Raw genomic sequence first — 21967 nt, forward strand, 5'->3', positions numbered from 1 at the left:
TGCGCGCTCCAGCCGATTCAGGTCCACTTGCCGGAAGTAGCGCATGGCGCTGGTTTGCCATGGCGGCGCCGATACTGGCGCTTATGTTTGCTACCGTACTGAAGCTCGGTACCAAGTCGGTAGAATCACGGCATAGCCGCTTTGCTTGTGCTCGCCGAAAAGATTTGATTTCTCCCATGTCCGATTCCTTCCCTCCCAGCAGTGTTGTCCCGCCTGCACCCGCCGTTCCGGACATCGGCGCCGCCATTTACGACAGCAGCCCCGATTGCGTCAAAGTGCTCGACGTGGACGGTCGCATGCTGTCGATGAACAAGAACGGCCAGTGCGCGATGGAAATCGACGATTTCGCGCCGCTGGTCGGCCTGGCCTGGGCCAGCTTGTGGCCACCAGAGACGGTGGCCACAGTATTGACGGCGCTCGACGCCGCCCGCAGCGGCGGCACCGGCCGTTTTGGCGCCTTCTGCCAGACGGCCAAGGGGACGCCGAAATGGTGGGAAGTGATTGTCGCCCCGATCCTCGGCGCCGATGGCCAGCCCGGGCGCATCCTGGCCATGTCGCGCGATGTCACCGGCGCGCGCCAGGCCGACGCAGAACTGCGGCAAAGCGTCGAACGCCTGCAACTGGCCACCGACGCGGCCGAACTGGGCTTGTGGACCTGGGACCCGGTTTCCGACAAGGTCACCTGGGATAACGAGCGCACCTACGACATCCTGGGCGTCGGACACGGCGAGCCGCCGGTCAACGCGACGCGCTTTGCCGCCGATTTTTTGCATCCGGACGATGTTGCGCGGTTTGCGCAGGCAGTCGCCGCCAGCGTGGCGGGCGACCTGCGCTTCCAGTTCCAGGGCAGGGTGCTGGACAAGGACGGGGCGGTGCGCTGGCTCGAGCTGTATGGCCGGCCCCACGATTGCGCAGGACAGCCGCGCACACAACTGGTGGGCACCATCGCCGATATCACCGCGCGCAAGCTGGCCGAAGACAAACTGCGCGACGCCGACCGCCGCAAGGACGAATTCCTGGCCATGCTGGCGCACGAACTGCGTAATCCCCTGGCGCCGATCGGCGCCGCCGCCGAACTGCTCAAACTAGGCAAGTTCGACGAGGCGCGGGTGCGCAGGACCAGCGAAATCATCAGCCGCCAGGTCAGCCACATGACGCACCTGGTCAACGACCTGCTGGACGTTTCGCGCGTGACCGGCGGCGTGGTCAAGCTCGATACGGCGCCGCTCGACCTGCGCGACATCGTCGCCGACGCCGTCGAGCAAAGCGGGCCGCTGATCCTCGGCCGCGGGCACAAACTGTGCATCCATGTGCCGCCGGAGGCCAGCACCGTGCTGGGCGACGCCAAGCGGCTGGTGCAAATCGTCGGCAACCTGCTCAACAACGCCGCCAAGTACACCCCGGACGGCGGCAAGATCGACCTGCGCATCGCCATCGATGACGAGCGCGTGACGCTCAGCGTGGCCGACAACGGCATCGGCATGGAGCACCAGCTGGCATGCCGCGTATTCGATCTGTTCAGCCAGGCCGAGCATACGTCCGACCGCACCGCCGGCGGCCTGGGTCTGGGCCTGGCGCTGGTCAAGAGCCTGGTCGAGATGCATGGGGGCACGGTGTCCTGTGTCAGCGGCGGGACCGGCGCCGGCAGTACCTTCAGCGTCTCGCTGCCGCGCCTGTGCGACGGCCGCCAGGCCCCACTGGCGGCGCACGCTCCCGAGCGCGTGGCCGGACAAGCGCGCACGCTCGATATTCTGGTGGTGGACGATAACGTCGACGCCGCCGCCATGCTGGCCATGCTGCTCGAAGCGTCGGGGCACCGCATGACGGTCGAGCATTCGGCCAGGGACGCGCTGGCGCGCATCGAAACGGCCCGCTTCGACGTCTGCCTGCTCGATATCGGCCTGCCCGACATGGACGGCAACGCCCTGGCGGCGCGCCTGCGCAGCCATCCGCACACGCGCGGCGCGCTGCTGGTGGCCATTACCGGTTACGGGCAGGAGAGCGACCGCCAGCGCAGCCAGGCCGCCGGTTTCGACCAGCACATGGTCAAACCGGTCGATACCGGCAGGCTGATGGACGTGCTGGCAGAAGTCGCGTAGTGCCGGTCACCGAGCCGGCCGTCCGATGTATAGCGCCGCCCGTTTCCTGATGGTAAAATAGCATCTGTAAATGATCGGCAAGCAAGGCTTAACATGGTAAATCCGTGCAACATTCAAAATGCGGTTCTGTTCGTCTCCCTGCACCATGAAGATGCCAGCAGACTCGCTGACGACCTGCGCATGCCAACTGAAAATATTCTTGGCCTGGCTGCACACGAGTGCAAACACGGGGAAGGTCGATTTGCTGATAAAGGCAATAACTTCTTTTCGATGCACGCACCGGCTCCTTTCCAGATCGGCACCATTACAGCGTCGGGCGACCCCCGGGGTGAAAATGGCCGTGTTCCCGAACTTTCGCGTCGCATGTGATTCCTTCGCTTAAAGCTAGGGTGACAAATTGCGCGGCATAACGGATGCGGGAGACTTCAGCAGAGCCCTCGTCACAATCGGTTTCAATACCGGGAAGAAGAGCAACGGCGAACCGACGGCTATGCGAAAAAGGTGGAAGACTCGATCCGCATGGTCAAGATACGGTTGACGCGTTGCATTCGATAAGCTGTCAGGCTGCCAGATTTTCCGGAGATTTTCGATGACCATGCCCCGTCCGCACCACGCGCTGTTGACGTTTTTATTCATCGCGCTGGTCTCGTCCGCCTGCAATGCCACATCCAATGACGTCGTCGCGGTCCGCACGACGGGCGCGTCTGAAGCTGCCATATGGGCGCCGTTGCTCGCCGTCGCGACAGGAAACTACGACACGCGCTGCGAGTCGCTCAGTATCCCCCCTGATCCGGCAGCGAAGCAATACGGACCGCTGGTCATCGCCGCGGACGGCTCGCTGCGCGCCGGCAGCATCGTCGGCAACCTCAGGCCGGCCAAGGTGGCCTCGGTGAGCCGTCCGCGGGACATCAGCGGTAAGCCACTGATGTCGATGAGCGTCTCTTCTGAAACTGTATCGTTCGGCACAGTGGAACAGGACGACGGGACCAAGCAAGCAGCGTTTGGCAGGGCGCCCGACATGTTCGAGTGCCGGCTCGCCGGGAAGGTCCAACCCGGCATGCACAGCATCTACGCCCAATTGGACGGTGTTATCGATGCCGCAGGCAAGATGACGTGCCGGCACGTCAGAACGCGCAACGTCAGCAGGGCCGATTACGCGCTGGCCGAAGGCGTCCTCACGATCGGGACAACGCGTTTTGACTTGGGCACGTTGAAAAACGAAACGCTGACCATGTTTCCCGGAGAGCGTTTCTTCTATAGCGGATCCACCGACGATGACCGCAGTTTCAAGCTTCGCCTGCATAGCCGCGGCAAGCCGGAACTTTTCGAACTGAGAAAAAAAGGCGGGAACCTGGTCGAATGCACCCCCTTGCCGTGAGCACCAAGTTGTTCGCTCCCAAGGTGGCGGACTCCTATTTCTGTTTTGTCACATTCATCTCTTTGAGTCGTCTGTACAGCGTCCGTTCGCTGATGCCTAAGTATTCTGCCAACTCGCTACGCGTGCCCGCTGAATTTAACATTGCGTCGCTCAACACGGCGGACTGGCTTTTCGACGAATTCGCCACCCCGCCAAATTGTCCCGCCGGCGGCAGATGGGCGACGCGGATCACGCCATCGTCGGCGAACAGGCTGGCGCGTTCGAGCACGTTGCGCAGTTCGCGGATATTGCCCGGCCATGCGTGGCGCTGCAACTGCGCCAGCGCTGCCGCATCGATGCTCACGGTGCGCATGGCGCTTGGGCGCGCGAGGAAGGAATTGGCCAGCAGGGCGATATCGTCGGCGCGCTCGCGCAGCGGCGGCAGTTCGATCGGGAAGGCGTTGATGCGGTAATACAGGTCCTGGCGGAACTGGCCGCGCGCGACCATCTCGTCGAGCCGTTTGTGGGTGGCCGCCACCAGGCGAAAATTGGCGTGCAGGGTCTCCACCCCGCCCACCCGCCGGTAGGTGCCCGTTTCGATCAGCCGCAGCAGCTTGACCTGCATCGCCAGCGGCACGTCGCCGATTTCATCGAGGAAGATGGTGCCGTCCTGCGCCGTCTCGACCAGTCCCGGCTTGCGTAGCGCCGCGCCGGTGAACGCGCCTTTTTCATGGCCGAACAATTCACTTTCGAACAGGGTCTCGCTCAGGCCCGAGCAGTCGACCACGACCAGCGGGCCGCCCGCGCGCGCGCTGGTGGCGTGCACGGCGCGCGCGAACAGCTCCTTGCCGGTTCCCGATTCTCCCAGCAGCAGCACCGGCAGCATCGACGGCGCCACCCGTTGCAGCGCGGCCAGCGCCTGGTTGAAGGCGGGCGAACGGCCGACCAGCCCGTCGCCGCTGGGCTGCGCCGACGCGCTGCGCACCGTCGAGAGTCGCTCGACGTAGGCGGTAATGGCGCCGTGTTCGTCGAAGATCGGGCGCAGCTCCACATCCACGTGTTCCGGCCCGCGCGGCGTGTGGTGGATGTGCAGTACGCGGTCCGGCCCGCGCAGCTCCCGCGCTTTCTTCATCGGGCAATGCTCGCCCGCCTGGTCGCACGGCAGCTCGTAGTGATGCGAGACGCGGTAGCACTTCTGGCCGATGAACGGCTTGCCGGTGGCGCCGAACTGGCGCCGGTAAGCGCCGTTGGCGGCCAGGATGTTGTAGTCGGGGTCTAGCACGATCATCGGCTGCGCCTCGTGTTCGAGGAACGATACAAGCGACTGCACCTGCGCGGAATGGGGGGCAATCGAGGCTGGTTTCGCCGGGTCGTCGGGCATGGGGAAGCTCCTGGTCAGGCACGCATGGTGGCGCAGCACTGCCATGACTGTCAAGCGGCACTGCCATGTGGCAGTCTCCTCGCAGCCGGCCGCGCGCGCTGCGACATGTAAATTCCTTAACAAATCAAGGAGATCGATCAAGTTTTATGCACGTTTGCGCTCTGGCATGTGTTTTGCATTGTCCTGCAAGGTATCCACAGGAGAGCCCCACGCATGAGCACAGCCGCATTCCAGGTCGAAGGTTTTTTCGACGCCGCCACCAGCACTGTCAGTTACCTGGTGCTCGATCCGGTGACGCGCTGCTGCGCCCTGATCGACAGCGTGCTCGACTTCGACCAGAAATCGGGCCGCACGGCCACCACCTCGGCCGACCGGCTCATTGCGCGCGTCGGCGAACTTGGCGCCAAGGTCGCGTGGATACTGGAAACCCACGTCCATGCCGACCACCTGACGGCCGCCCAGTACCTGCAACAGCGCCTGGGCGGCAAAACCGCCATCGGCCGCCACATCGCCGCCGTACAGGAAGTCTTCGGCGCCTTGCTCAATACCGGGGCCGGCATGGCGCGCGACGGCAGCCAGTTCGACCACCTGTTCGCCGACGGCGAGACGTTCCGCATCGGCAGCCTGGAGTGCAGCGTCATGCATACGCCCGGCCACACGCCGGCGTGCCTGAGCTACGTGGTCGGCCACGGCGCTCGCCTGGCCGCGTTCGTCGGCGACACCCTGTTCATGCCCGACTACGGCACCGCGCGCTGCGATTTTCCGGGCGGCGACGCGCTCACCTTGTACCGCTCGATCGGCAAGGTGCTCGCCTTGCCCGACGATACCTTGCTCTACATGTGCCACGACTACCAGCCCGGCGGGCGCGAGGTGCGCTTTGTCAGCACGGTGGCCGAGGAACGCGCCCACAACGTCCACGTCGGCGGCGGCGTCAGGGAAGACGAATTCGTGGCCATGCGCACCCGGCGCGACGCCACCCTGGCGATGCCGGCGCTGATCCTGCCGTCCGTGCAGGTCAATATGCGCGCGGGACGCTTCCCGGAACCGGAATCGAACGGGAAGCGCTACCTGAAAATTCCGATCGACGCGCTGTGAGCGCGGCAGGGGTCATGGACCGGCACGAGGTGCTCATCATCGGCGGCGGCGCCGCCGGGATCGCGACGGCGGCCAGCCTGCTGGCGCGCGCGCCGGGCCTGGACATCGCCATCGTCGACCCGGCCGAGGTGCATCACTACCAGCCCGGCTGGACCCTGGTCGGCGCGGGCGTGTTCGACGCCGCGCAGACGGCGCGCACCATGGCTTCGGTCATTCCGCGCGGGGTGAAGTGGATCAGGGCGGCGGTGGCGGCGTTTGAACCGGAGCGCAACGCCGTCATTCTCGATGGCTATCGCATGCTGGGCTACGGGCAACTGATCGTGTGTCCGGGTCTCAAGCTCGACTGGGAAGCCATCGACGGCCTGCGCGAAACGCTGGGCAGCAACGGCGTCACCTCGAACTACCTGGGCCATCTGGCGCCCTACACCTGGCAACTGGTGCGCAGCCTGCGCGCGGGACAGGCCATCTTTACCCAGCCGCCGGCGCCGATCAAATGCGCGGGCGCGCCGCAGAAGGCGATGTACCTGTCGGCCGATCACTGGAAGCGCAGCGGCGTGGCCGGCCAGGTGCGGGTCGACTTTTGCAGCGCCGCGCCGGTCCTGTTCGGCGTGCCCGAGTACGTGCCGGCGCTGATGGACTATGTGAATGGCTACAGCATCGGCCTGCAACTGGGCCACACCCTGATTGCAGTCGACGGCCCGGCGCGGCGCGCCACGTTTGCGCGACTCAATGCCGACGGCGGCAAGGAGACGATCACGCGCGCGTTCGACCTGCTGCACGTGGTGCCGCCCCAGGTGGCGCCGGACTTCGTGCGGGTCAGCCCGCTGGCCGATGGCGCCGGCTGGATCGATATCGACCCGGCCACCCTGCGCCACAAGCGCTGGAACAACATCCACGCGCTCGGTGACGCCATCAATGCCGGCAACGCCAAGACGGCGGCGGGGGCGCGCAAGCAGGCGCCGGTGGTCGCGCACAATGTGCTGGCGGCGCTCGGCAAGCGGGCCGGCGTGGCCCGCTACGACGGCTACGGGGCCTGTCCGCTGACGGTGGAACGCGGCAGGATCGTCCTGGCCGAGTTCACTTACGGCGGCAAGCTGGCGCCGAGTTTTCCATCCTGGCTGATCGATGGCACGCGCCCATCGCGGCTGGCGTGGCTGCTCAAGGAGCGCATCCTGCCGCCGCTGTACTGGCATGCCATGCTCAAGGGGCGCGAGTGGCTGGCCAGGCCGACGGTGGCGGACGCGTGAGGCGCGCTCCATGACGCTCGTCGCGCTGCTCGGCTTTGCGGTCGGCATTGTGCTGGCGCTGACCGGCGCCGGCGGCGGCATCCTGGCCGTGCCGTTGCTGGTGTTCGGCGCGGGCTTGTCGATGGCCGAAGCGGGGCCGATCGGTTTGCTGGCGGTGGGCCTGGCGGCCAGCTTGGGTGCGGGCATGGGCCTGCGCAGCGGCACCGTGCGCTACAAGGCGGCGCTGCTGGTGGCCGCGGCCGGGGTGCTGTGTTCGCCGCTCGGCTTGTGGCTGGCGCAGCGCATGCCGAACCGGCCGCTGACGGCCGTCTTCGCCGTCGTGCTGCTGTACGTGGCGCTGCGCGCCTGGCGGCGCTCGCGCTGCACCGGCGACGCGCCGCCCGAACGCGGCAAGCCGCCGCCGTGCCGGCTCGATACCACGCGCGGCAAGCTCAATTGGACGGCGCCATGCGCGCGGGCGCTGTGCTGGAGCGGGCTGGTGGCGGGCGGCTTGTCCGGCTTGCTGGGCGTGGGCGGTGGTTTTGTCATGGTGCCGGCGCTGCAGCGCTTCACCGACTTGGGCACCCAATCGGTGCTGGCGACCTCGCTGGCGGTGATCGCGCTGGTGTCGATGGCGGGCGTGGCCGCCAGCGCCGCCACCGGGCATCTGCAATGGCCCGTCGCCGTGCCGTTTGCGTTCGGCGCGCTGGCCGGCATGGGCGCCGGGCGGCTGGTGGCGGCGCGCCTGCCCGCCGCGCGCCTGCAACAGGGCTTCGCGCTGGTGTCAGCGCTGGTGGCGGTCGCGCTGCTGGTCCGCGCTACGGCTTAGCAGCGTGTCGGACTTGGGATTGTCGGCTGCAAAAATACCTGGGACGGTCCATATTTCGCCGCTTTCTCGGCCAATAGCTCGCTATTGGCACTGCGAAATCGTCAAAATCTGGCCTCGCCCAGCTATTTTTTCGTTTCGACTCCGCAGGTCCGACAGGCTGCTGTGTGGTTGTTTTGCACGGTTCCCGGCGTTGTCATAAAAATATCTTGAGGGTTGGCGTAGTTTTCAGCTAGAGTTTCAAGCCGGAAATTTCCGCCTTTACCCACACCGAGGTCTGACATGTATCGAACGCTGAGCGCTTGCGCCCGCACACTCCCCGTGCTATCCGGAACCGCTGCCATGCTGCTGGCGCTGGCCGTGCCCTTGTCCACCGCAGCGGCGGCCGACCTGGCCCTGTCGGCCTGCGCGGCGCAAGTCTACCCGGACGAAGCGCTACGCTACCGCATGGAGGGCGTGAGCCGGGTCCAGCTGGTGCCGGGCAAGAAGGTGCGCGTGGCGGGCGTGGTCGGCGAGAGCGGCTACGCGCTGCTCGACAGCGCCTCGGTGGCGCTAGCGACCAGTTGCACGGTCCCGGCCACCAGTCCCGACGGTACGCCCTGGGTGCTCAGCGTGCCCTGGAAGCTGCCCGCCGAAAAAGGTGCGTACACGCCGGCGCGCCTGGCGGTCGAGTTTTGCTCGCGCCGGAACAAACTGATCCAGTTCCCCGAACTGGACGGCCTGGCGCCGAACATGACGGTGCGCGTGCTGGTGGGCGCCGATGGCGCGCCGTCCGCGCCGAAGATTGAACTGTCGAGCGGCGAGCCGCTGGCCGACCAGCAGGCGCTCGAGATGGTTGCGCAATGCCGCTTCGGGCGCGCAACCCTGGACGGCGTGGCGGTGCCTGGCGCGGTGCTGGTGCCGCTGGCTTTCGACAGCGCCGGCGCAAGCGAGGAGAAGGTGCGCGCGCTGTACAAGCTGCAGACCGATCCGAAGCTGGGACCGAAAGATTACAAGCTGGCGCAGATCGATTTTGCCACCGAAACGGAAGCGAGCCGGGTCATCGGCGAGCTGAACGGCGGCGCCAAGTTCGTCGACTACATCCGCAAGCGTACCAAACTGCCGGAAGTGATCAAGCGCGCGGGCCGGCTCGGCTGGATGCGCGTGGGAGAGATGGAAAAGGATATTGCCGAGGCCATCGAGGCACAGGGCGAGCCGGGATTGCTGCAACAGCCGGTGCGCGCGAAAAATGGCCGCTGGCATGTGATCGACATCGAAGAGACGCGCCCGGTCGCAACGGCGAGCTACGAGAAGGTCAGGGCCAATCTCAAGCGCAAGCTGATCGAGGAGCGCGACGTGGTGGTCCAGCAGCCGCCGCCGCTGGCGAAGTGATGCAACCTGAAGGGGCCGTGGCGCGCCCCTTCAGGACTGTGCTTACGGCAGCGTTTTCAGCGTTGCCTTGACGGGGGCCGAGAAGTTATAGCCGTCGTACTTGTCCCGGTTGATCGACCAGGTCTTGGCCTTCAGGTTCTTGACGGTGATCGGCAAATAGGTCTGGGATTGCCGTGCCCTGGGAGACGCCGCCATTCAGGTCGAGGTCGATGCCGTCGAATCCATACTTCACTGTCAAGACATGAAACTAAACAACGAAACACTTAACGATGATCGCGTGCAGCGAATTGGATACCTACGCCTTCGTTTTTATGGTGCCGAAACGTGCATCATCAAGTAATTCAGCGCTTTCCGAAATCGGAAGAGGCAGTGATTCCAAATCCTTCATATATTTTACCCAAATTCCCATCCTTGTCCCATCCTGAAAATTTCGACTCCAGCTTGCCATCTCGGAAAAACAAAAAAAGAGGCGATACCCAATGGGAAACTTCGGGCCATTCTTCCCGGCGATGCGTTAATGTAAACGGAAGAGAGGGGTGCGATTGGTTCCACCTGGTATAACTATCGTAATCGAAGTTAAAATCAGGCATTGCCATGACCGTAACTCTCCCAGGTAGCAGCGGCGCGAGCATGGGACTGCTCTCGATTTCCGAAAAAGCTCTGGTCGCGAATGGACAATACGGCGAACCAATAATAACGAGATGTCGCCCCTTTTGTAAGTCCATATCAAGTCGCGTTAAGGTGCGATTCGGATGAAAAGTCCAAATCGTCCGCGTCGAGAAAGGGCTCGTCAGGTCTTTTATGATAATTGGGCGAGCTTGTAAAGGATGACGACCGTACCGCTCAATAAAAGAATTGGCTTTTTCAAATTCGCGAAGAGCATAGTACATCTGCAATAACTTACCAGATTGTTCCGACGTTGCTTGGTGTATGTAAATCAGCCTGGCAAATATCATTTCAAATAGAGATAGTTTGGATCTATCCAGGGTGTAAAACATCACGTACTGGGTTGCTTCGAAAAACGCGGCTAACTCGTTCTCTGGTATGGCCGCCGCGTCGGCTGCAAAATTTTTCATATATTCCGCGTTAATTAATGATGCTTTTTCCTCAGTCGGTTTGCCGCTTGTTGAAACCGCATCGGTTTTCGCAATAAAGTTTTGCAGACGCTGTGAAATTTCCATTCCTGCGCAACTCAAAGAACAATATCCACACAGCGACAGCCCGGCAAGAATTTTTGGCCAAATATATTCTTTCATAGCTACTCCTGAAGTCATTTCTTGAGAATACACGCGTCTTAAGTCCGTCAGATCAATGCCACGTCGGGGATTTTTAGTGAAAATTGACTTGGCCAAATGGTGAAAGCATTATCGAAGAGCCGCTATCGCTCTGGATGCCGCAGCGGTTGAGCAATGATTTCCCGGTATGCAATTCAGTTGTCGTAAGCTGAGAGTGTAGATATCCGACACGCTCACGATTTTCCGCGCTTCCCACAAGGGCCCATGCTTGCGCAATGGCATATGCCCTTGCAGCGTCCTTTTTTCCAAATGCGCCGCTTAGATAACCATGCGCAAGGCACGCCATTGCACTCTCTGATCCAGAGCGAAAGCGGACACTAAGCTTATCTTTAAGTGTGTACACATCTTCAACCGGGCGATTGCTATCTAGACTGGCTTGAGTCTTCCTGTATGTTTCTATAATCGTCTGTGTACACTAAGCGTTACTCGCATATCATCGAATATATTGCCAAAGATATTTTTTATGAAGAATTTTCCTCCTGCCTCAAAATTTCCTGATAAAAACTTGATGCGTTTTTTGGTGATTAGATAAATTCTAAGGTTTGAATTCGCGCTTGTCTACTAAAAATCTGATTGAATTATGCCTTTTAATGTTTTTAAACTTGAGCACGCCTAAAATATTCGCAAAATTTTTGAAATACAATTGCTGCGTTGAAATCGTTAACCGGAGCGCTTTCCAAAACATAACTCTATGCTTTGCGGCTAGAGAATTGTGGATATATTCTATTATCTGATGAGCAGGACTTTGTACTCTATTTTTTAGTTAACAAAAATTGAATTTGGGAATGACATGCAATTACGCGCCCCCTGACTCTGTACGGTGCAATCGTCACCCTCCCGCGCGATTTCTTCAGCATGAGTTGTTTCAAGTCCCTCTTGGGAAATTCGTGCCGCTGCCAATGTCCGTGATAACGGCCAATCGCACGACCCAGCATGCGTTCGAACATGACGCGACAATCGGAGGAAGTTTCACGCAGTCGGAATATCTTGTGGAACGAGGTCCAGCCGGTATGCCGTTTGAATTCGTCGACTACATCCGCAAGCGTACCAAACTGCCGGAAGTGATCAAGCGCGCGGGCCAGCTCGGCTGGATGCGCGTGGGGGAGATGGAAAAGGATATTGCCGAGGCCATCGAGGCACAGGGCGAGCCGGGATTGCTGCAGCAGCCGGTGCGCGCGAAAAATGGCCGCTGGCATGTGATCGACATCGAAGAGACGCGCCCGGTCGCAACGGCGAGCTACGAGAAGGTCAGGGCCAATCTCAAGCGCAAGCTGATCGAGGAGCGCGACGTGGTGGTCCAGCAGCCGCCGCCGCTGGCGAAGTGATGCAACCTGAAGGGGCCGTGGCGCGCCCCTTCAGGACTGTGCTTACGGCAGCGTTTTCAGCGTTGCCTTGACCGGCGCCGAGAAGTTGTAGCCGTCGTACTTGTCCCAGTTGATCGACCACGTCATCACGCCACGGAAGTCTGGATACGCCTTGAGCGGCTTGATGGTGCCGCAGTTGAGCAGGCGGGTCAGGCAGTTGAGCGCGTTGTTGACGTCGGTCGTGGTGGTAAAGCCCGACCCGGCCGAACTTCTGCCGGACGGCACGCCAAAGCCCACCTGGTCCGGACGCAAGCCGGCAAAGGTATTGCCGCCGTAAGTAAAGCCTTCGATCAGCATCCTGGCCGTAGCCACCAGCTGGTCGGTCGATCCGGCCTTGATCGCTCCGCTCGCATACGGCGTGTAGATGTCGCCGTTGTTGTAATACTGCGGATGGAGCACCGTCAGTTCATTGCGCAGCGCGTTGATGATCGGAATGTACGCGCCCCAGATCGAACCGTAGCTGGTAAAGCCGCCTTCCACATACACCCATTCCGGCGCCATCGACAGGTAGAAGCCCGGGCCGACCTTGGCCTTCAGGTTCTTGACCGCGATCGGCAGGTAGGTCTGGATCGCCGCGCCCTGGGAGACGCCGTTTTCCAGGTCGAGGTCGATGCCGTCGAAACCATACTTGACGATGATCGCGTGCAGCGAATTGGTGAAATTGGTCGCTTCGGCGGTCGAGCCCACCGAGACCGAACCATTCTGCCCGCCCAGCGAGAGGATCACCTTCTTGCCCTGGGCTTTTTTGGCCTTGATGTCCGCGATGAACTGCGCTTCGCTGCCGGCGCTCGGGTCGACCGTGAAGCTGACGTTGCCGTTGCCGGCGTTATCGGCGAAGGACACCACGATCACGTCCCAGTCGTTGCTGACCTGGCTGATCGGGAAGGTATTGCCGCTCGGGTTGGCGAAATTGTGCCAGTAGCCGACCAGCGCGTGTTTTGCCAGCCCGCTTGGGGTGGGCGTCGGTGTCGGTGTCGGCGTTGGTGTCGGTGTCGGTGTTGGTGTTGGTGTCGGTGTCGGTGTCGGTATTGGTGTCGGTGTCGCGCAGCTCGCGCCAGCGCTCCACAGCGTTGGCGAATCCTTTGGATTCCAGTTGGTGCCAACGTACGCCGTATGCGTCACCAGCGCCTTGTACGACAGGCCGAGATAGCTGACCACCTGGCCGGCGGTGTACGAATTTCCTTCCGCCCACAACGCGCAGGCGGCCGGGGTTGGCGCGGGCGTCGGCGTCGGCGTTGGAACCGGGGTCGGCGTTGGCGTCGGTGTCGGGGTTGGGGTTGGTGTCGGTGTCGGTGTCGGTGTCGGGGTTGGTGTCGGATTGGCGCCACATGCGCCGCTCACGGTCCATGGTTTGCCGGTCCCGGCCGCGCCGTTATTGGTCGACGGATTGGCGCCTTGGGCCCAGTACGCCGCCGTGTAATTGACGCCCGCGACACTGGCCGATTTGCCGCCTTCATACACGCTTGCGCTGTTCCATTCGGCGAAGCACACCGACGTTGCCGCCAGCATCTTGCTCTGGGATGACTGCGTGCCGGTGGACTGGTTCGTGCCGGCGCCGCCGCAAGCGGCGAGCGAGCCGCCCAGCAGGCTGACGATGAGGCTATGGATGAGTGTCTTATTCAATTTGGAACTCCTTGTCGAGATGTCGGGCAGCCTGAAGATGTTTTATGTGCAATACATAAATACCAATATAACACCACTAATCCAGTATATGCATACCAAATTGAAAATTCTTAATACCAACTTATCACCTCCGGCAACGCTTGATGCTGCCCGTTATCAAGGCGCACGACAAGCGAAGGGCGATAGCCGGCGCGCGGCAGGGAAAGTGAAGGTAATCGGGGAAGGTGTTGGGTGGCGCCGGAGGCGGCGCTGAAGGCCGCTTCCGGGCTCGCCTGGGGCGAGCTAAACCTACTTGATGACAGCGACGCGCTGGCGCTTGCCGCCCTTGAAGGTGTACAAGGTCAGCTTGCCATCCTTGACGTCGCCCCGCGCGTCGAAGGCAACCACGCCGGTAATGCCCTGGTAGCTGCCCTTGGCCAAGGCCGGCAGGTACACCGCCGGGTCCGGCGAGCCGGCTTTTTGCATGGCGGCCACCATGGCCAGCATGGCGTCGTAAGCGTACGGCGCATAGGTCATCACCTCGACGCCGAAGCGGCGGCGGTAGGCCGCGCGGAAATCGTCCAGGCCTTTTTGCTGCTGCGGCTCGACCCCGCCCGCTTCGGCGCAGATGACCTGGCCATCGGCCATGCCGTCGCCAGCCAGCCTTGGCACCGAATCGGAACACATGCCGTCGCCGCCCATGAAGCGCACCGGCATGCCGAGCTGCTTCATCTGGCGCAGCATCGGCCCGGCCACGGCATCCATGCCGCCAAAGAAAATCAGGTCCGGCTTGGTGGCCTTGATCGCGGTGAGGATGGCGTTGAAGTCGGTCGCCTTGTCGGTCGTAAATTGCTGGGCAACGATGCGGGCGGCGCCGGACTTCTTGACGTTCTTGACGAACTCGTCCGCCAGGCCCTTGCCGTAGGCGGTGCGGTCGTCGATCACGGCGATCTGTTTGGCCTTGCCATCCTGCACCGCGTAGCGGGCGAGGGCGGCGCCGAGTTGCTCGTCATTGGCGATATTGCGAAACGCCGTGTTGAACCCCTGGCGCGTGTATTTGGGGTTGCTGGCCGCCGGCGAAATTTGCGGGATGCCGGCATCGTAATAGATTTTTGAGGCGGGGATGGTGGTGCCCGAGTTCTGGTGCCCGATCACGCCGCGCACCTTGGCGTCGACCAGTTTTTGCGCCACGGTGGTGCCTTGCTTGGGATCGCCGGCGTCGTCCTCGGCCAGCAGTTCCACGCGGTAGCGCTTGCCGCCGATGACTACGCCCTTGGCGTTGAGCTCATCGACCGCCATGCGCGCGCCGTTTTCATTGTCCTTGCCGAGATGGGCGATGGCGCCGGACGTGGCCGCCACGTGCCCGATCCGGATCACGTCCTGCGCCTGCGCCGCGCCGCCAACCATACAAGCGAGCACGCTCGCCCGCAACACCAATCTTGAACTGAACCGCATAGCTACCTTTATCGTTGACGCGGCCCGAGCGCCGCAGATCGGGCAGCATACCACGCAGTAATGGCAGCGCGCGCCTGTGGCTTTCCCTTACGTCAGCCGTTGCGGTCGATCTCGATGCCGCGGCTGCGCAATTTGTACAGCACCCCAAGGCCGGCCATGGTGAGCACGGCGCAGATCAGGGTCAGCAGTTCGCTGCCGCCCCGGGTAATGACGGCGGCGGCGCTCGAGGCCATGGTGGCGGCGCTCATGCCATGATCGTAAGTGGCGCCGATGACCAGCTCGCGGTCGTTGATGGCATTGGTCAGGTGCAGGCCCTGGCCGCCACGGTGCACGGTCATCTTGTTGTCGCGCCAGACGAAAGACATGCGCTCGGCGCCCACCAGCACGGTGCCGACCACGTGGCCGGCGTTGTTGATGTCGGTGGCGAAGCTGTTGTAGTTGCCGATCAGCGCGCCCAGGTCGACCATGCGCTTGCCGTCGTGCGCGAAGGCGCGCCAGCGGCGCTCGCGCGTTTCTGAGGCACCGACCACCATGCCGGCGTCGTTGATCGCCATGGCCGAACTCTGGCGCCCGCCCAGGGTGCCCAGGTCGACCATGCCGCCCGCCGGCGTGTACAGGAAAGCGTGGCGCAAGCCCTGCTCGTTGGCGGCGGTGCCGACCACATGGCGGTGCTTGTTGATGCCGCTGGCGTAGCTGATCTTGCCGCCCAGGGTGCCCAGGTCCTGCAAGGTTCCGCCGCCATCGTCGATGAAGGCGTGCCAGTCGCCTCCGGGGATATCGGCAAACCCGACCGCCACGCCCTCCTGGTTCAGGCCCATGCCGTAGCTGCTGGGGCCGCCCAAGGTGCCGATCACGCGCATCCCGCTGTCGCGATGGAACATGAAGGCGTTCCAGGTACCGTTTTTGTTGCGCACCGACCCGATGATCTGGCCCCGGTCGTTGATGCCGCGCGCGTCGCTGTGCTTGCCGCCGCGCGAGCCGAGGTCGGTGACCTTGCCTTTTTCGAACAACACCCCGCGCGTGTTGCCATCGCCATCTTCCAGCACGGCGGCGACCTGGCCGGCGGCGTTCATGTCGTACGCGATGGTGGACTCGCCGGGCGGATGGGGGCGGGCGCTGGCTTCGCCTTCCAGCAAGATCAGGACGGCGAGGCAGGCTGGGAGGGCAGGGCGCATGCGGGATTCCTTTGTCGATGGTGGGGGCGCGCGTTATTTCTTGCAAAACGGCCAATGATAAATATACGCCATCATTGCGTCAGCGAGGAATATTTCTTTGCTAGGCTGTGGTAAATCGATTGCGTCGCGGTTGCAAGAAATCCTGGACATGCTTGTCGAGCATCGGATAGACGCCGTGGGAAAGGATCGCCGTCAGGAGAGTTCTTTGACAAATTGCGCGATTGCGGGAAGGAACTGCGCGAGGATCACAGCGCTTGTAACCCACAGAACGGTTGCAGTTCTTCCCGCATTCATCGCGCTCACCATGTCGGAACGCAGTTTTTCGATCTGGGCCACCAGATCGCCCTGCACTTTGACGATCTGAGCGGCCATCTCGCCCTGCGCTTTGACGATCTGCGCCGAAAGCTCGAAACGCAACTCGTTAAGATCCGTCTTGGTCGCGCCGTTGGCCTTGATTAGTGCGACATCGATCTTGATGACGGCCACATCATTTTCCAGCCGTGCGACACGCCATTCAAGGTTGCCATGATTGCTCTGTTCATTGCCGGTATTCATTGCATTTCCTGGAAAGTTGGAACAGCTCCGTTCTGTTCCTGATGATATGACCTCATCAGCGTCGTGGCGTGCTAAAGCAAACTGCGGGACAGGCGAATTAGTTCGGGTACCAGCTGCGAGAGAAAAATCGCAGTGGTAACCCACATAACTATTGCAGCCTTCGCCTCGGAAACGTCACCTTTGGTGGCGCTAGTACTTTTCAATACCCCGACGTCCAGTTTCATCACACCCACATCGGTTCTCAATACGGCAACATCGGTCTTCATCATGGAGACATCAAGCATCATGGCTGCGACGTTCGCCTCCAAATGTGCCACGCGTGCTTCCATCCCGTCCTGGCTACGTGATTCGTCACTCATATCCATCGTCCTTCCTGTCGATTCAAGGGGCCGTAAAGAGCTTTTCGCAAATGAGCACGTGTGCTCGCGATGGTAAGACGTCTTCGACGGCGCCAAGTTCCGCTGGACAGTCATCTCCAATGATCCAGAACGAAAAAACCCGCACGCGGCGGGTTATTGGTCGAACAGCACGGCTAAGCGCCGTGCTCCACACTCATCAGAACGCGTAGCGCGCCGTCACCTGCACCGAGCGCGGCGCCCCTGGCAGGTTCAGGTTGCCGTTGCTGCCGTGCCCGGCCACGATGTACTGGCGGTCGGCCAGGTTCATCGCATTGACCTGGATATCGACTTTGCCCTGGCGGTAGTACGCCATCGCGTCGATGGTGGCGTAACCGGGCAGCGACACCGTGTTGCCGGGATTGGCGAAACGCTCGCCCACCGCGTTCACGCCGCCGCCCACGCCAAAACCATTGCCGAGCGCCTTGGTCAGCCACACATTGCCGCTATGCACCGGCGTGAGCGTCGGGCGCTTGCCCTGCACCGGCTGGCCGGCGTCAATCGCCACCGATGACACTGCCCGCGCATCCAGGTAGGCATAGCCCGACCACAGTTGCCAGCCGTCGCCAAGCTTGCCGGCGAAGGTCAGCTCGATGCCATCGCTGCGCTGGGTGCCGATAGGAATCAAGCGATTGGTGGTCGGGTCGGTGGCCTTGATGTTGGTGCGCTCGAGGCGAAACAGCGACACCGAGGCGGTCGCATTGCCGTCGAACAGGTCGAACTTGGCGCCGACTTCCTTGTTGGTGGTTTCCTCCGGCGCGATCTGGGCATTGTTAGCGGCCAGCGCGAACGATTCGCCCGATGGCTGGAACGACTTGCTGAACGAGCCGAAGTACGATTGCGTCTCGCCCGGCTGGTACACCAGTCCCGCGCGCGGACTCCAGGCGCGGTCCACCCGCGACAAATTCGACTGGCCGGCGCGGCGTTCGAGCGTGCTCTGCTCGAAGCGGTCGAAGCGCACCCCGGCCAGCGCCTTCCACTGCGCCGACAAGGTGGCCATATCCTGAACGTAGGCGCTGGCGACCTTCATCACGCCCAGGTTGTCGGTCGACGGCGCGGCGCTGACCGTGAATGGCAGAACCGGCGCAACCGGATTGAACAGATTGACCCTGGCGATATTGTTCTGGCTGCGGAACAACTGGTCTTTCTCTTGCTTGCCGATCTCCACGCCGTACAGCAACTGGTGGCGCATGCCGGCCAGGTTGGCCACTTGTTTGAGCTCGGTCTGGTTGAAGTAGCCGCTTTCGTCGCGCCGCACATTGCTGCGGTTGAGCGAGGCCGTCAGCGCCTTCTCGTCGACCGAACCGGCCAGTGTATTGTTGCGGTCCAAGGTGTAGTCATAGTGGCGGAAGGCATTGCGCACGGTCCACGCATCGTTGAAGCGGTGATCCAGGGTGAAGCCGAAGGCTTTCACTTCGGCTTCCGAGTAATCGTTGGCCTTGGCATTGGCGGCGCCATAGTAGGTGCCGGCCGGCACGTCGACGGGCTTGCCGCGATACGCCGGCACGCCAAAATCGGTCACGCGCTTGTCGTTCAGGTATTCGGCCTGCAACAGCAGTTTGGTGGCGCTACCGATATTGAGCGAGACCGACGGCGCAAACGCTTCGCGGTCGAGGAACTGCTGGTCGCGGTAGCTGTCGGCGCGTTCGATGGCGCCGGTGACGCGAAATGCCAGCGGGTTGTCGGCGTTGGCGCGCGCCACGTCGACCTCGGCGCGGCGCTGGTTCCAGCTGCCGGCCTGCAGGCTGACTTCATTCTTGTTGATGCCGGGCTTCTTGCTGATCCGGTTGATCAGCCCGCCGGACGAGCCGCGCCCGTACAGCACCGAGGCCGGTCCCTTGATGATTTCCACCTGCTCGGTGTTGGACAGGTCGCGGAAGTACAGCGCATCGTCGCGCATGCCGTCGACAAACTGGTCGGCAATCGCGGTAAAGCCGCGAATCGTCACCTGGTCGCGCTGGCCGTCGCCGTGCGACAGGCCGATGCCCGGCACCGCCTTGAGCACATCCTGCAGCGAGCGTGCGCCCTGGTCGCGCAGCACGGACAGGGGCACCACGTTGACGGTTTGCGGAATGTCGCGCAGCGGCGCGTCGATCTTGGTGGCGCTGGTCGAACTGGCCGGGTTGTAGCCGGCGTCCTGGTCGCGCGTGGCGGTGACGGTGATTTCTTTCAGTTCGGCCTGGGCCTGCGCGAGGGCAGGGCTGGACAAGTAGGGGAGCGCCAGCGCGATGATGACGGCCAGCCGTTTCTGTTGCATTGTCATGTTACGTCCTTGTTCTTGTGCATTTACTACGAATGATAATGATTCCCATTCATATTATTGCCGAGCAACGTCAATATGGCAAATTTATGTGAAACGCATAGGCCGGCGTCAGAACAGGTTCTGCTGCAAGGTCGTCAGGCTGTGGAAGTCGTCGCCCAGGAAGGGCAGGATGGCGTCGGCGATCGGTTGCAGCTGGCGCGTGACGTAGTGGTCGTAATCGATGCGCGAGCGTTGCGTTTCCAGCGGTTCGGGGCCGGCCAGGGTCATCACATAGCGAATCTGTCCGCCGCGCTGGTATTGCAGCGGGCGGCCGTGCAGGCGGTTGAAGTCGTCGGCCAGGCGCGCCGCGCGCACCGGCGGCGGGGCAGCGCCCTGGTATTCGTCGAGCGGCCGGCGGATGCGCTTGCGGTACACCAGCAGCTCGTCGAAGTCGCCGCGCAGGGTGCTCTCGACGTATTCGCGCACGTACTCGCGGTACGGTTCGCGCTTGAAGATGCGCAGGTACAGCGCCTGCTGGAACTGCTGCGCCAGCGGCGTCCAGTCGCTGCGCACCGCCTCGAGGCCCTTGAACACCATCTCTTCGCCGCCGTCGGCCTGGCCGGTCAGGCCGGCGTAGCGCTTCTTGCTGCTTTCTTCCGAATTGCGGATGTTCGGCATCAGGAAACGCCGGTAGTGGGTTTCGTATTGCAGCTCGAGCGCGCTGGCCAGGCCGAATTCCTGTTGCAGGTGCTCGCCCCACCAGGCGTTGACGTGGGCGACCAGCGCGCGCCCGATCTCGCCGGCCTGCGCGTCGTCGTGCGCGCCGCCCAGCCACACGAAAGTCGAATCGGTGTCGCCGTAGATCACCTGGTGGCCGCGTTCCTCGATCAGTTCGCGCGTGCGGTGCATGATCTCCTGGCCGCGCAGGGTGATCGAGGACGCCAGGCGCGGGTCGAAGAAGCGGCAGTGGTCCGCGCCCAGCACGCCGTAGAAGGAATTCATGATGATCTTGAGCGCCTGCGACAGCGGCTTGTTCCGTTCGCGCTTGGCCGCCTCGCGGCCCTCGGCGATCTGGCTGACGATGGCCGGCAGGCAGTGCTTCTCGCGCGAAAAGCGCGCGCCGCGAAAGCCCGGCACGGTGGCGTCGCTATCGTCTTGCAAGCCTTCGACCAGGCCGACCGGGTCGATCAGGAAGGTGCGGATGATCGACGGGTACAGGCTTTTGTAATCGAGCACCATGACCGAATCGTACAGGCCCGAACGCGAATCCATGACGTAGCCGCCAGGGCTGTTTTCGCCGGCGATATCGCCCTGGTTGGGCGCCACGTAGCCCTGGCGGTGCATGCGCGGCAGGTACAGGTGCTCGAAGGCGGCCACCGAGCCGCCGCCGCTGCGGTCCACCGCCAGCCCGGTCACGCTGGCGCGTTCAAGCAGGAAGGGCAGCAGTTCGGTCTTGTCGAAAATGCGGGTGACCAGTTCGCAGTCCTTCAGGTTGTAGTGCGCCAGCGCCGGCTTGTCTTCGTTGAAGCGGCGCTCGATTTCGGCCATGCGCTGGTAGGGATTGTCGATCGCCTTGCCTTCTCCCAGCAAGGTGCGGCTGACGTTTTCCAGGCTGTACGAGGAGAAACTCCAGGTGGCCGACTTGAGGGCGTCGATGCCGTCGATGATCAGGCGCCCGGCCGCGCAGGCGAAAAAGTGCTGGCGCGCGCCGTGCTCGCGCCACTCCATTGGGCTGCCGTCGCGCCCCAGGCGCAGCGGCACGCCGCAGCGCTCGGCGTGCTTTTGCAGCACGCGCAGGTCGAACTGCACCACGTTCCAGCCGATGATGGCGTCCGGGTCGTGCGTGGCCAGCCATGCGTTGAGGCGTTCGAGCATCTGCGCATGGCTGTCGCAGTACTCGAGCGCGAAGTCGAGCGGGGTATCCGGGCCGTTGGGGGGGGCCAGCATGTACACCTGGCGCTGGCCGCAGCCTTCGAGCGCGATCGAATACAGTTCGCCGCGCGCGGTCGTTTCGATGTCGAGCGAGACCAGTTTGAGGCGCGGCCGGTAGCCGGACGCCGGTTTCAACGGGCTGTCGGGCGCGTCGTGGAACAGCACCGGCGCGGTGATGAAGCGCTCCATCAGGTAACGCTCGGGCGGGCGGATGTCGGCCTCGTAGACGTCGATGCCGTACTCGCGCAGGCGCTTCGCTTGCCGGATCAACTGGCGGTACTGCTGGCAGTACAGGCCGAACACGGGACGCTGGCCGAAGTCGCGCAGGGCGAGGGTGCGCAGTTCGCAGCCGCGCTCGCCCGCAAGCAGCGCCTCGACCTGCGCGCGCCACTGCTCGGGAATGAAGGCGACCGAGAGCTGGTTGGCGAGGCGGATATGGCGCGGGCCATCGTCGGTGGCAAGCCAGAAGTCGACCTCGGTGCCGGCGGGCGTATCGCGCCAGTGGCGGGTCAGGATAAACCCCTGCTGCGGTTGATTCAAATGACTACCTCGGAAGCGCTGTAAGTGATGATGCGCCGGGGAGCGGCGGTCCGCGTA

Annotated in this window: 17 protein-coding genes; 8 read left to right on the forward strand and 9 right to left on the reverse strand. The window is 62.8% G+C overall.

Annotated elements, in window-relative coordinates; all coding sequences use genetic code 11:
- The first annotated feature begins 176 nt into the window (after positions 1–176).
- The 3 genes from F2P46_RS01030 to F2P46_RS01040 all read left to right on the forward strand — a co-directional run bounded on the left by F2P46_RS01030 (position 177) and on the right by F2P46_RS01040 (position 3477).
- Positions 177–2099, forward strand: a complete 1923-nt coding sequence (locus F2P46_RS01030) for an ATP-binding protein (RefSeq protein WP_166884420.1) — start codon at positions 177–179, stop codon at positions 2097–2099.
- Positions 2100–2192: 93 nt separating this feature from the next.
- Positions 2193–2468, forward strand: coding sequence for a hypothetical protein (locus F2P46_RS01035; protein WP_166884422.1), 276 nt, complete (start codon positions 2193–2195; stop codon positions 2466–2468).
- A gap of 220 nt (positions 2469–2688) precedes the next feature.
- The gene (locus F2P46_RS01040) at positions 2689–3477 is read left to right on the forward strand and encodes a hypothetical protein (RefSeq protein WP_166884424.1); all 789 of its coding nucleotides are present in this window, start codon (positions 2689–2691) and stop codon (positions 3475–3477) included.
- 34 nt (positions 3478–3511) lie between these two features.
- Here the strand turns inward: F2P46_RS01040 and F2P46_RS01045 are convergent, their stop codons facing one another.
- A complete protein-coding gene (locus F2P46_RS01045) occupies positions 3512–4837 on the reverse strand; it encodes a sigma-54-dependent Fis family transcriptional regulator (RefSeq protein ID WP_166884426.1) in 1326 nt (441 codons plus the stop codon).
- A 213-nt stretch (positions 4838–5050) separates the two neighbouring features.
- On the opposite strand from F2P46_RS01045, the gene F2P46_RS37355 reads away from it, so the two are divergent.
- The 4 genes from F2P46_RS37355 to F2P46_RS01065 all read left to right on the forward strand — a co-directional run bounded on the left by F2P46_RS37355 (position 5051) and on the right by F2P46_RS01065 (position 9355).
- On the forward strand, positions 5051–5932 hold the full coding sequence (locus F2P46_RS37355; RefSeq protein WP_166884427.1) for an MBL fold metallo-hydrolase: 882 nt from the start codon (positions 5051–5053) through the stop codon (positions 5930–5932).
- Positions 5933–5946: 14 nt separating this feature from the next.
- The gene (locus tag F2P46_RS37360; protein WP_166884429.1) at positions 5947–7179 is read left to right on the forward strand and encodes an FAD/NAD(P)-binding oxidoreductase; all 1233 of its coding nucleotides are present in this window, start codon (positions 5947–5949) and stop codon (positions 7177–7179) included.
- A 10-nt stretch (positions 7180–7189) separates the two neighbouring features.
- Entirely contained in the window at positions 7190–7987 is a 798-nt protein-coding gene (locus tag F2P46_RS01060; RefSeq protein WP_166884431.1) for a sulfite exporter TauE/SafE family protein, read from the forward strand.
- Positions 7988–8326: 339 nt separating this feature from the next.
- A complete protein-coding gene (locus F2P46_RS01065; protein WP_166884433.1) occupies positions 8327–9355 on the forward strand; it encodes an energy transducer TonB in 1029 nt (342 codons plus the stop codon).
- A 341-nt stretch (positions 9356–9696) separates the two neighbouring features.
- On the opposite strand, the gene F2P46_RS01075 is transcribed toward F2P46_RS01065, so the two are convergent.
- Complete coding sequence (locus F2P46_RS01075) at positions 9697–10611, reverse strand: hypothetical protein (protein ID WP_166884435.1); 915 nt, start codon at positions 10609–10611, stop codon at positions 9697–9699.
- A 1049-nt stretch (positions 10612–11660) separates the two neighbouring features.
- Between F2P46_RS01075 and F2P46_RS01080 the strand changes: the two genes are divergently transcribed.
- Positions 11661–11975: a peptidylprolyl isomerase gene (locus F2P46_RS01080; protein ID WP_166884437.1), complete on the forward strand. Its 315-nt coding sequence runs from the start codon at positions 11661–11663 to the stop codon at positions 11973–11975.
- Positions 11976–12017: 42 nt separating this feature from the next.
- Here the strand turns inward: F2P46_RS01080 and F2P46_RS37365 are convergent, their stop codons facing one another.
- The 7 genes from F2P46_RS37365 to F2P46_RS01120 form a co-directional block, all read right to left on the reverse strand.
- Positions 12018–13637, reverse strand: coding sequence for a glycosyl hydrolase family 18 protein (locus F2P46_RS37365; RefSeq protein WP_229508918.1), 1620 nt, complete (start codon positions 13635–13637; stop codon positions 12018–12020).
- 288 nt (positions 13638–13925) lie between these two features.
- A complete protein-coding gene (locus F2P46_RS01095) occupies positions 13926–15023 on the reverse strand; it encodes a branched-chain amino acid ABC transporter substrate-binding protein (RefSeq protein WP_229508955.1) in 1098 nt (365 codons plus the stop codon).
- Positions 15024–15163: 140 nt separating this feature from the next.
- Positions 15164–16246 carry an HAF repeat-containing protein gene (locus tag F2P46_RS01100; protein WP_166884442.1) on the reverse strand — a complete coding sequence of 361 codons (1083 nt, stop codon included), beginning with the start codon at positions 16244–16246 and terminating at the stop codon, positions 15164–15166.
- Positions 16247–16438: 192 nt separating this feature from the next.
- Entirely contained in the window at positions 16439–16801 is a 363-nt protein-coding gene (locus F2P46_RS01105; RefSeq protein ID WP_166884444.1) for a hypothetical protein, read from the reverse strand.
- 71 nt (positions 16802–16872) lie between these two features.
- Positions 16873–17166 (reverse strand): hypothetical protein, encoded by a 294-nt coding sequence (locus F2P46_RS01110; RefSeq protein ID WP_166884446.1) that lies wholly within the window; start codon positions 17164–17166, stop codon positions 16873–16875.
- 190 nt (positions 17167–17356) lie between these two features.
- Positions 17357–19453, reverse strand: a complete 2097-nt coding sequence (locus F2P46_RS01115; RefSeq protein ID WP_229508957.1) for a TonB-dependent siderophore receptor — start codon at positions 19451–19453, stop codon at positions 17357–17359.
- 114 nt (positions 19454–19567) lie between these two features.
- Positions 19568–21910, reverse strand: coding sequence for a DNA polymerase II (locus F2P46_RS01120; RefSeq protein WP_166884449.1), 2343 nt, complete (start codon positions 21908–21910; stop codon positions 19568–19570).
- Positions 21911–21967: the final 57 nt, after the last annotated feature.

This window comes from Massilia sp. CCM 8734, assembly GCF_011682155.1.
Taxonomy (GTDB): domain Bacteria; phylum Pseudomonadota; class Gammaproteobacteria; order Burkholderiales; family Burkholderiaceae_D; genus Telluria_A; species Telluria_A rubra.

What these genes read in the sequence shown, in the direction of transcription:
- F2P46_RS01030 (WP_166884420.1), top strand. Translation starts at nt 177, where the DNA reads ATGTCCGATTCCTTCCCTCCCAGCAGTGTTGTCCCGCCTGCACCCGCC.
- F2P46_RS01035 (WP_166884422.1), top strand. Translation starts at nt 2,193, where the DNA reads ATGGTAAATCCGTGCAACATTCAAAATGCGGTTCTGTTCGTCTCCCTG.
- F2P46_RS01040 (WP_166884424.1), top strand. Translation starts at nt 2,689, where the DNA reads ATGACCATGCCCCGTCCGCACCACGCGCTGTTGACGTTTTTATTCATC.
- F2P46_RS01045 (WP_166884426.1), bottom strand. Translation starts at nt 4,837, where the DNA reads ATGCCCGACGACCCGGCGAAACCAGCCTCGATTGCCCCCCATTCCGCG.
- F2P46_RS37355 (WP_166884427.1), top strand. Translation starts at nt 5,051, where the DNA reads ATGAGCACAGCCGCATTCCAGGTCGAAGGTTTTTTCGACGCCGCCACC.
- F2P46_RS37360 (WP_166884429.1), top strand. Translation starts at nt 5,947, where the DNA reads ATGGACCGGCACGAGGTGCTCATCATCGGCGGCGGCGCCGCCGGGATC.
- F2P46_RS01060 (WP_166884431.1), top strand. Translation starts at nt 7,190, where the DNA reads ATGACGCTCGTCGCGCTGCTCGGCTTTGCGGTCGGCATTGTGCTGGCG.
- F2P46_RS01065 (WP_166884433.1), top strand. Translation starts at nt 8,327, where the DNA reads ATGCTGCTGGCGCTGGCCGTGCCCTTGTCCACCGCAGCGGCGGCCGAC.
- F2P46_RS01075 (WP_166884435.1), bottom strand. Translation starts at nt 10,611, where the DNA reads ATGAAAGAATATATTTGGCCAAAAATTCTTGCCGGGCTGTCGCTGTGT.
- F2P46_RS01080 (WP_166884437.1), top strand. Translation starts at nt 11,661, where the DNA reads ATGCCGTTTGAATTCGTCGACTACATCCGCAAGCGTACCAAACTGCCG.
- F2P46_RS01095 (WP_229508955.1), bottom strand. Translation starts at nt 15,023, where the DNA reads ATGGTTGGCGGCGCGGCGCAGGCGCAGGACGTGATCCGGATCGGGCAC.
- F2P46_RS01100 (WP_166884442.1), bottom strand. Translation starts at nt 16,246, where the DNA reads ATGCGCCCTGCCCTCCCAGCCTGCCTCGCCGTCCTGATCTTGCTGGAA.
- F2P46_RS01105 (WP_166884444.1), bottom strand. Translation starts at nt 16,801, where the DNA reads ATGAATACCGGCAATGAACAGAGCAATCATGGCAACCTTGAATGGCGT.
- F2P46_RS01110 (WP_166884446.1), bottom strand. Translation starts at nt 17,166, where the DNA reads ATGGATATGAGTGACGAATCACGTAGCCAGGACGGGATGGAAGCACGC.
- F2P46_RS01115 (WP_229508957.1), bottom strand. Translation starts at nt 19,453, where the DNA reads ATGCAACAGAAACGGCTGGCCGTCATCATCGCGCTGGCGCTCCCCTAC.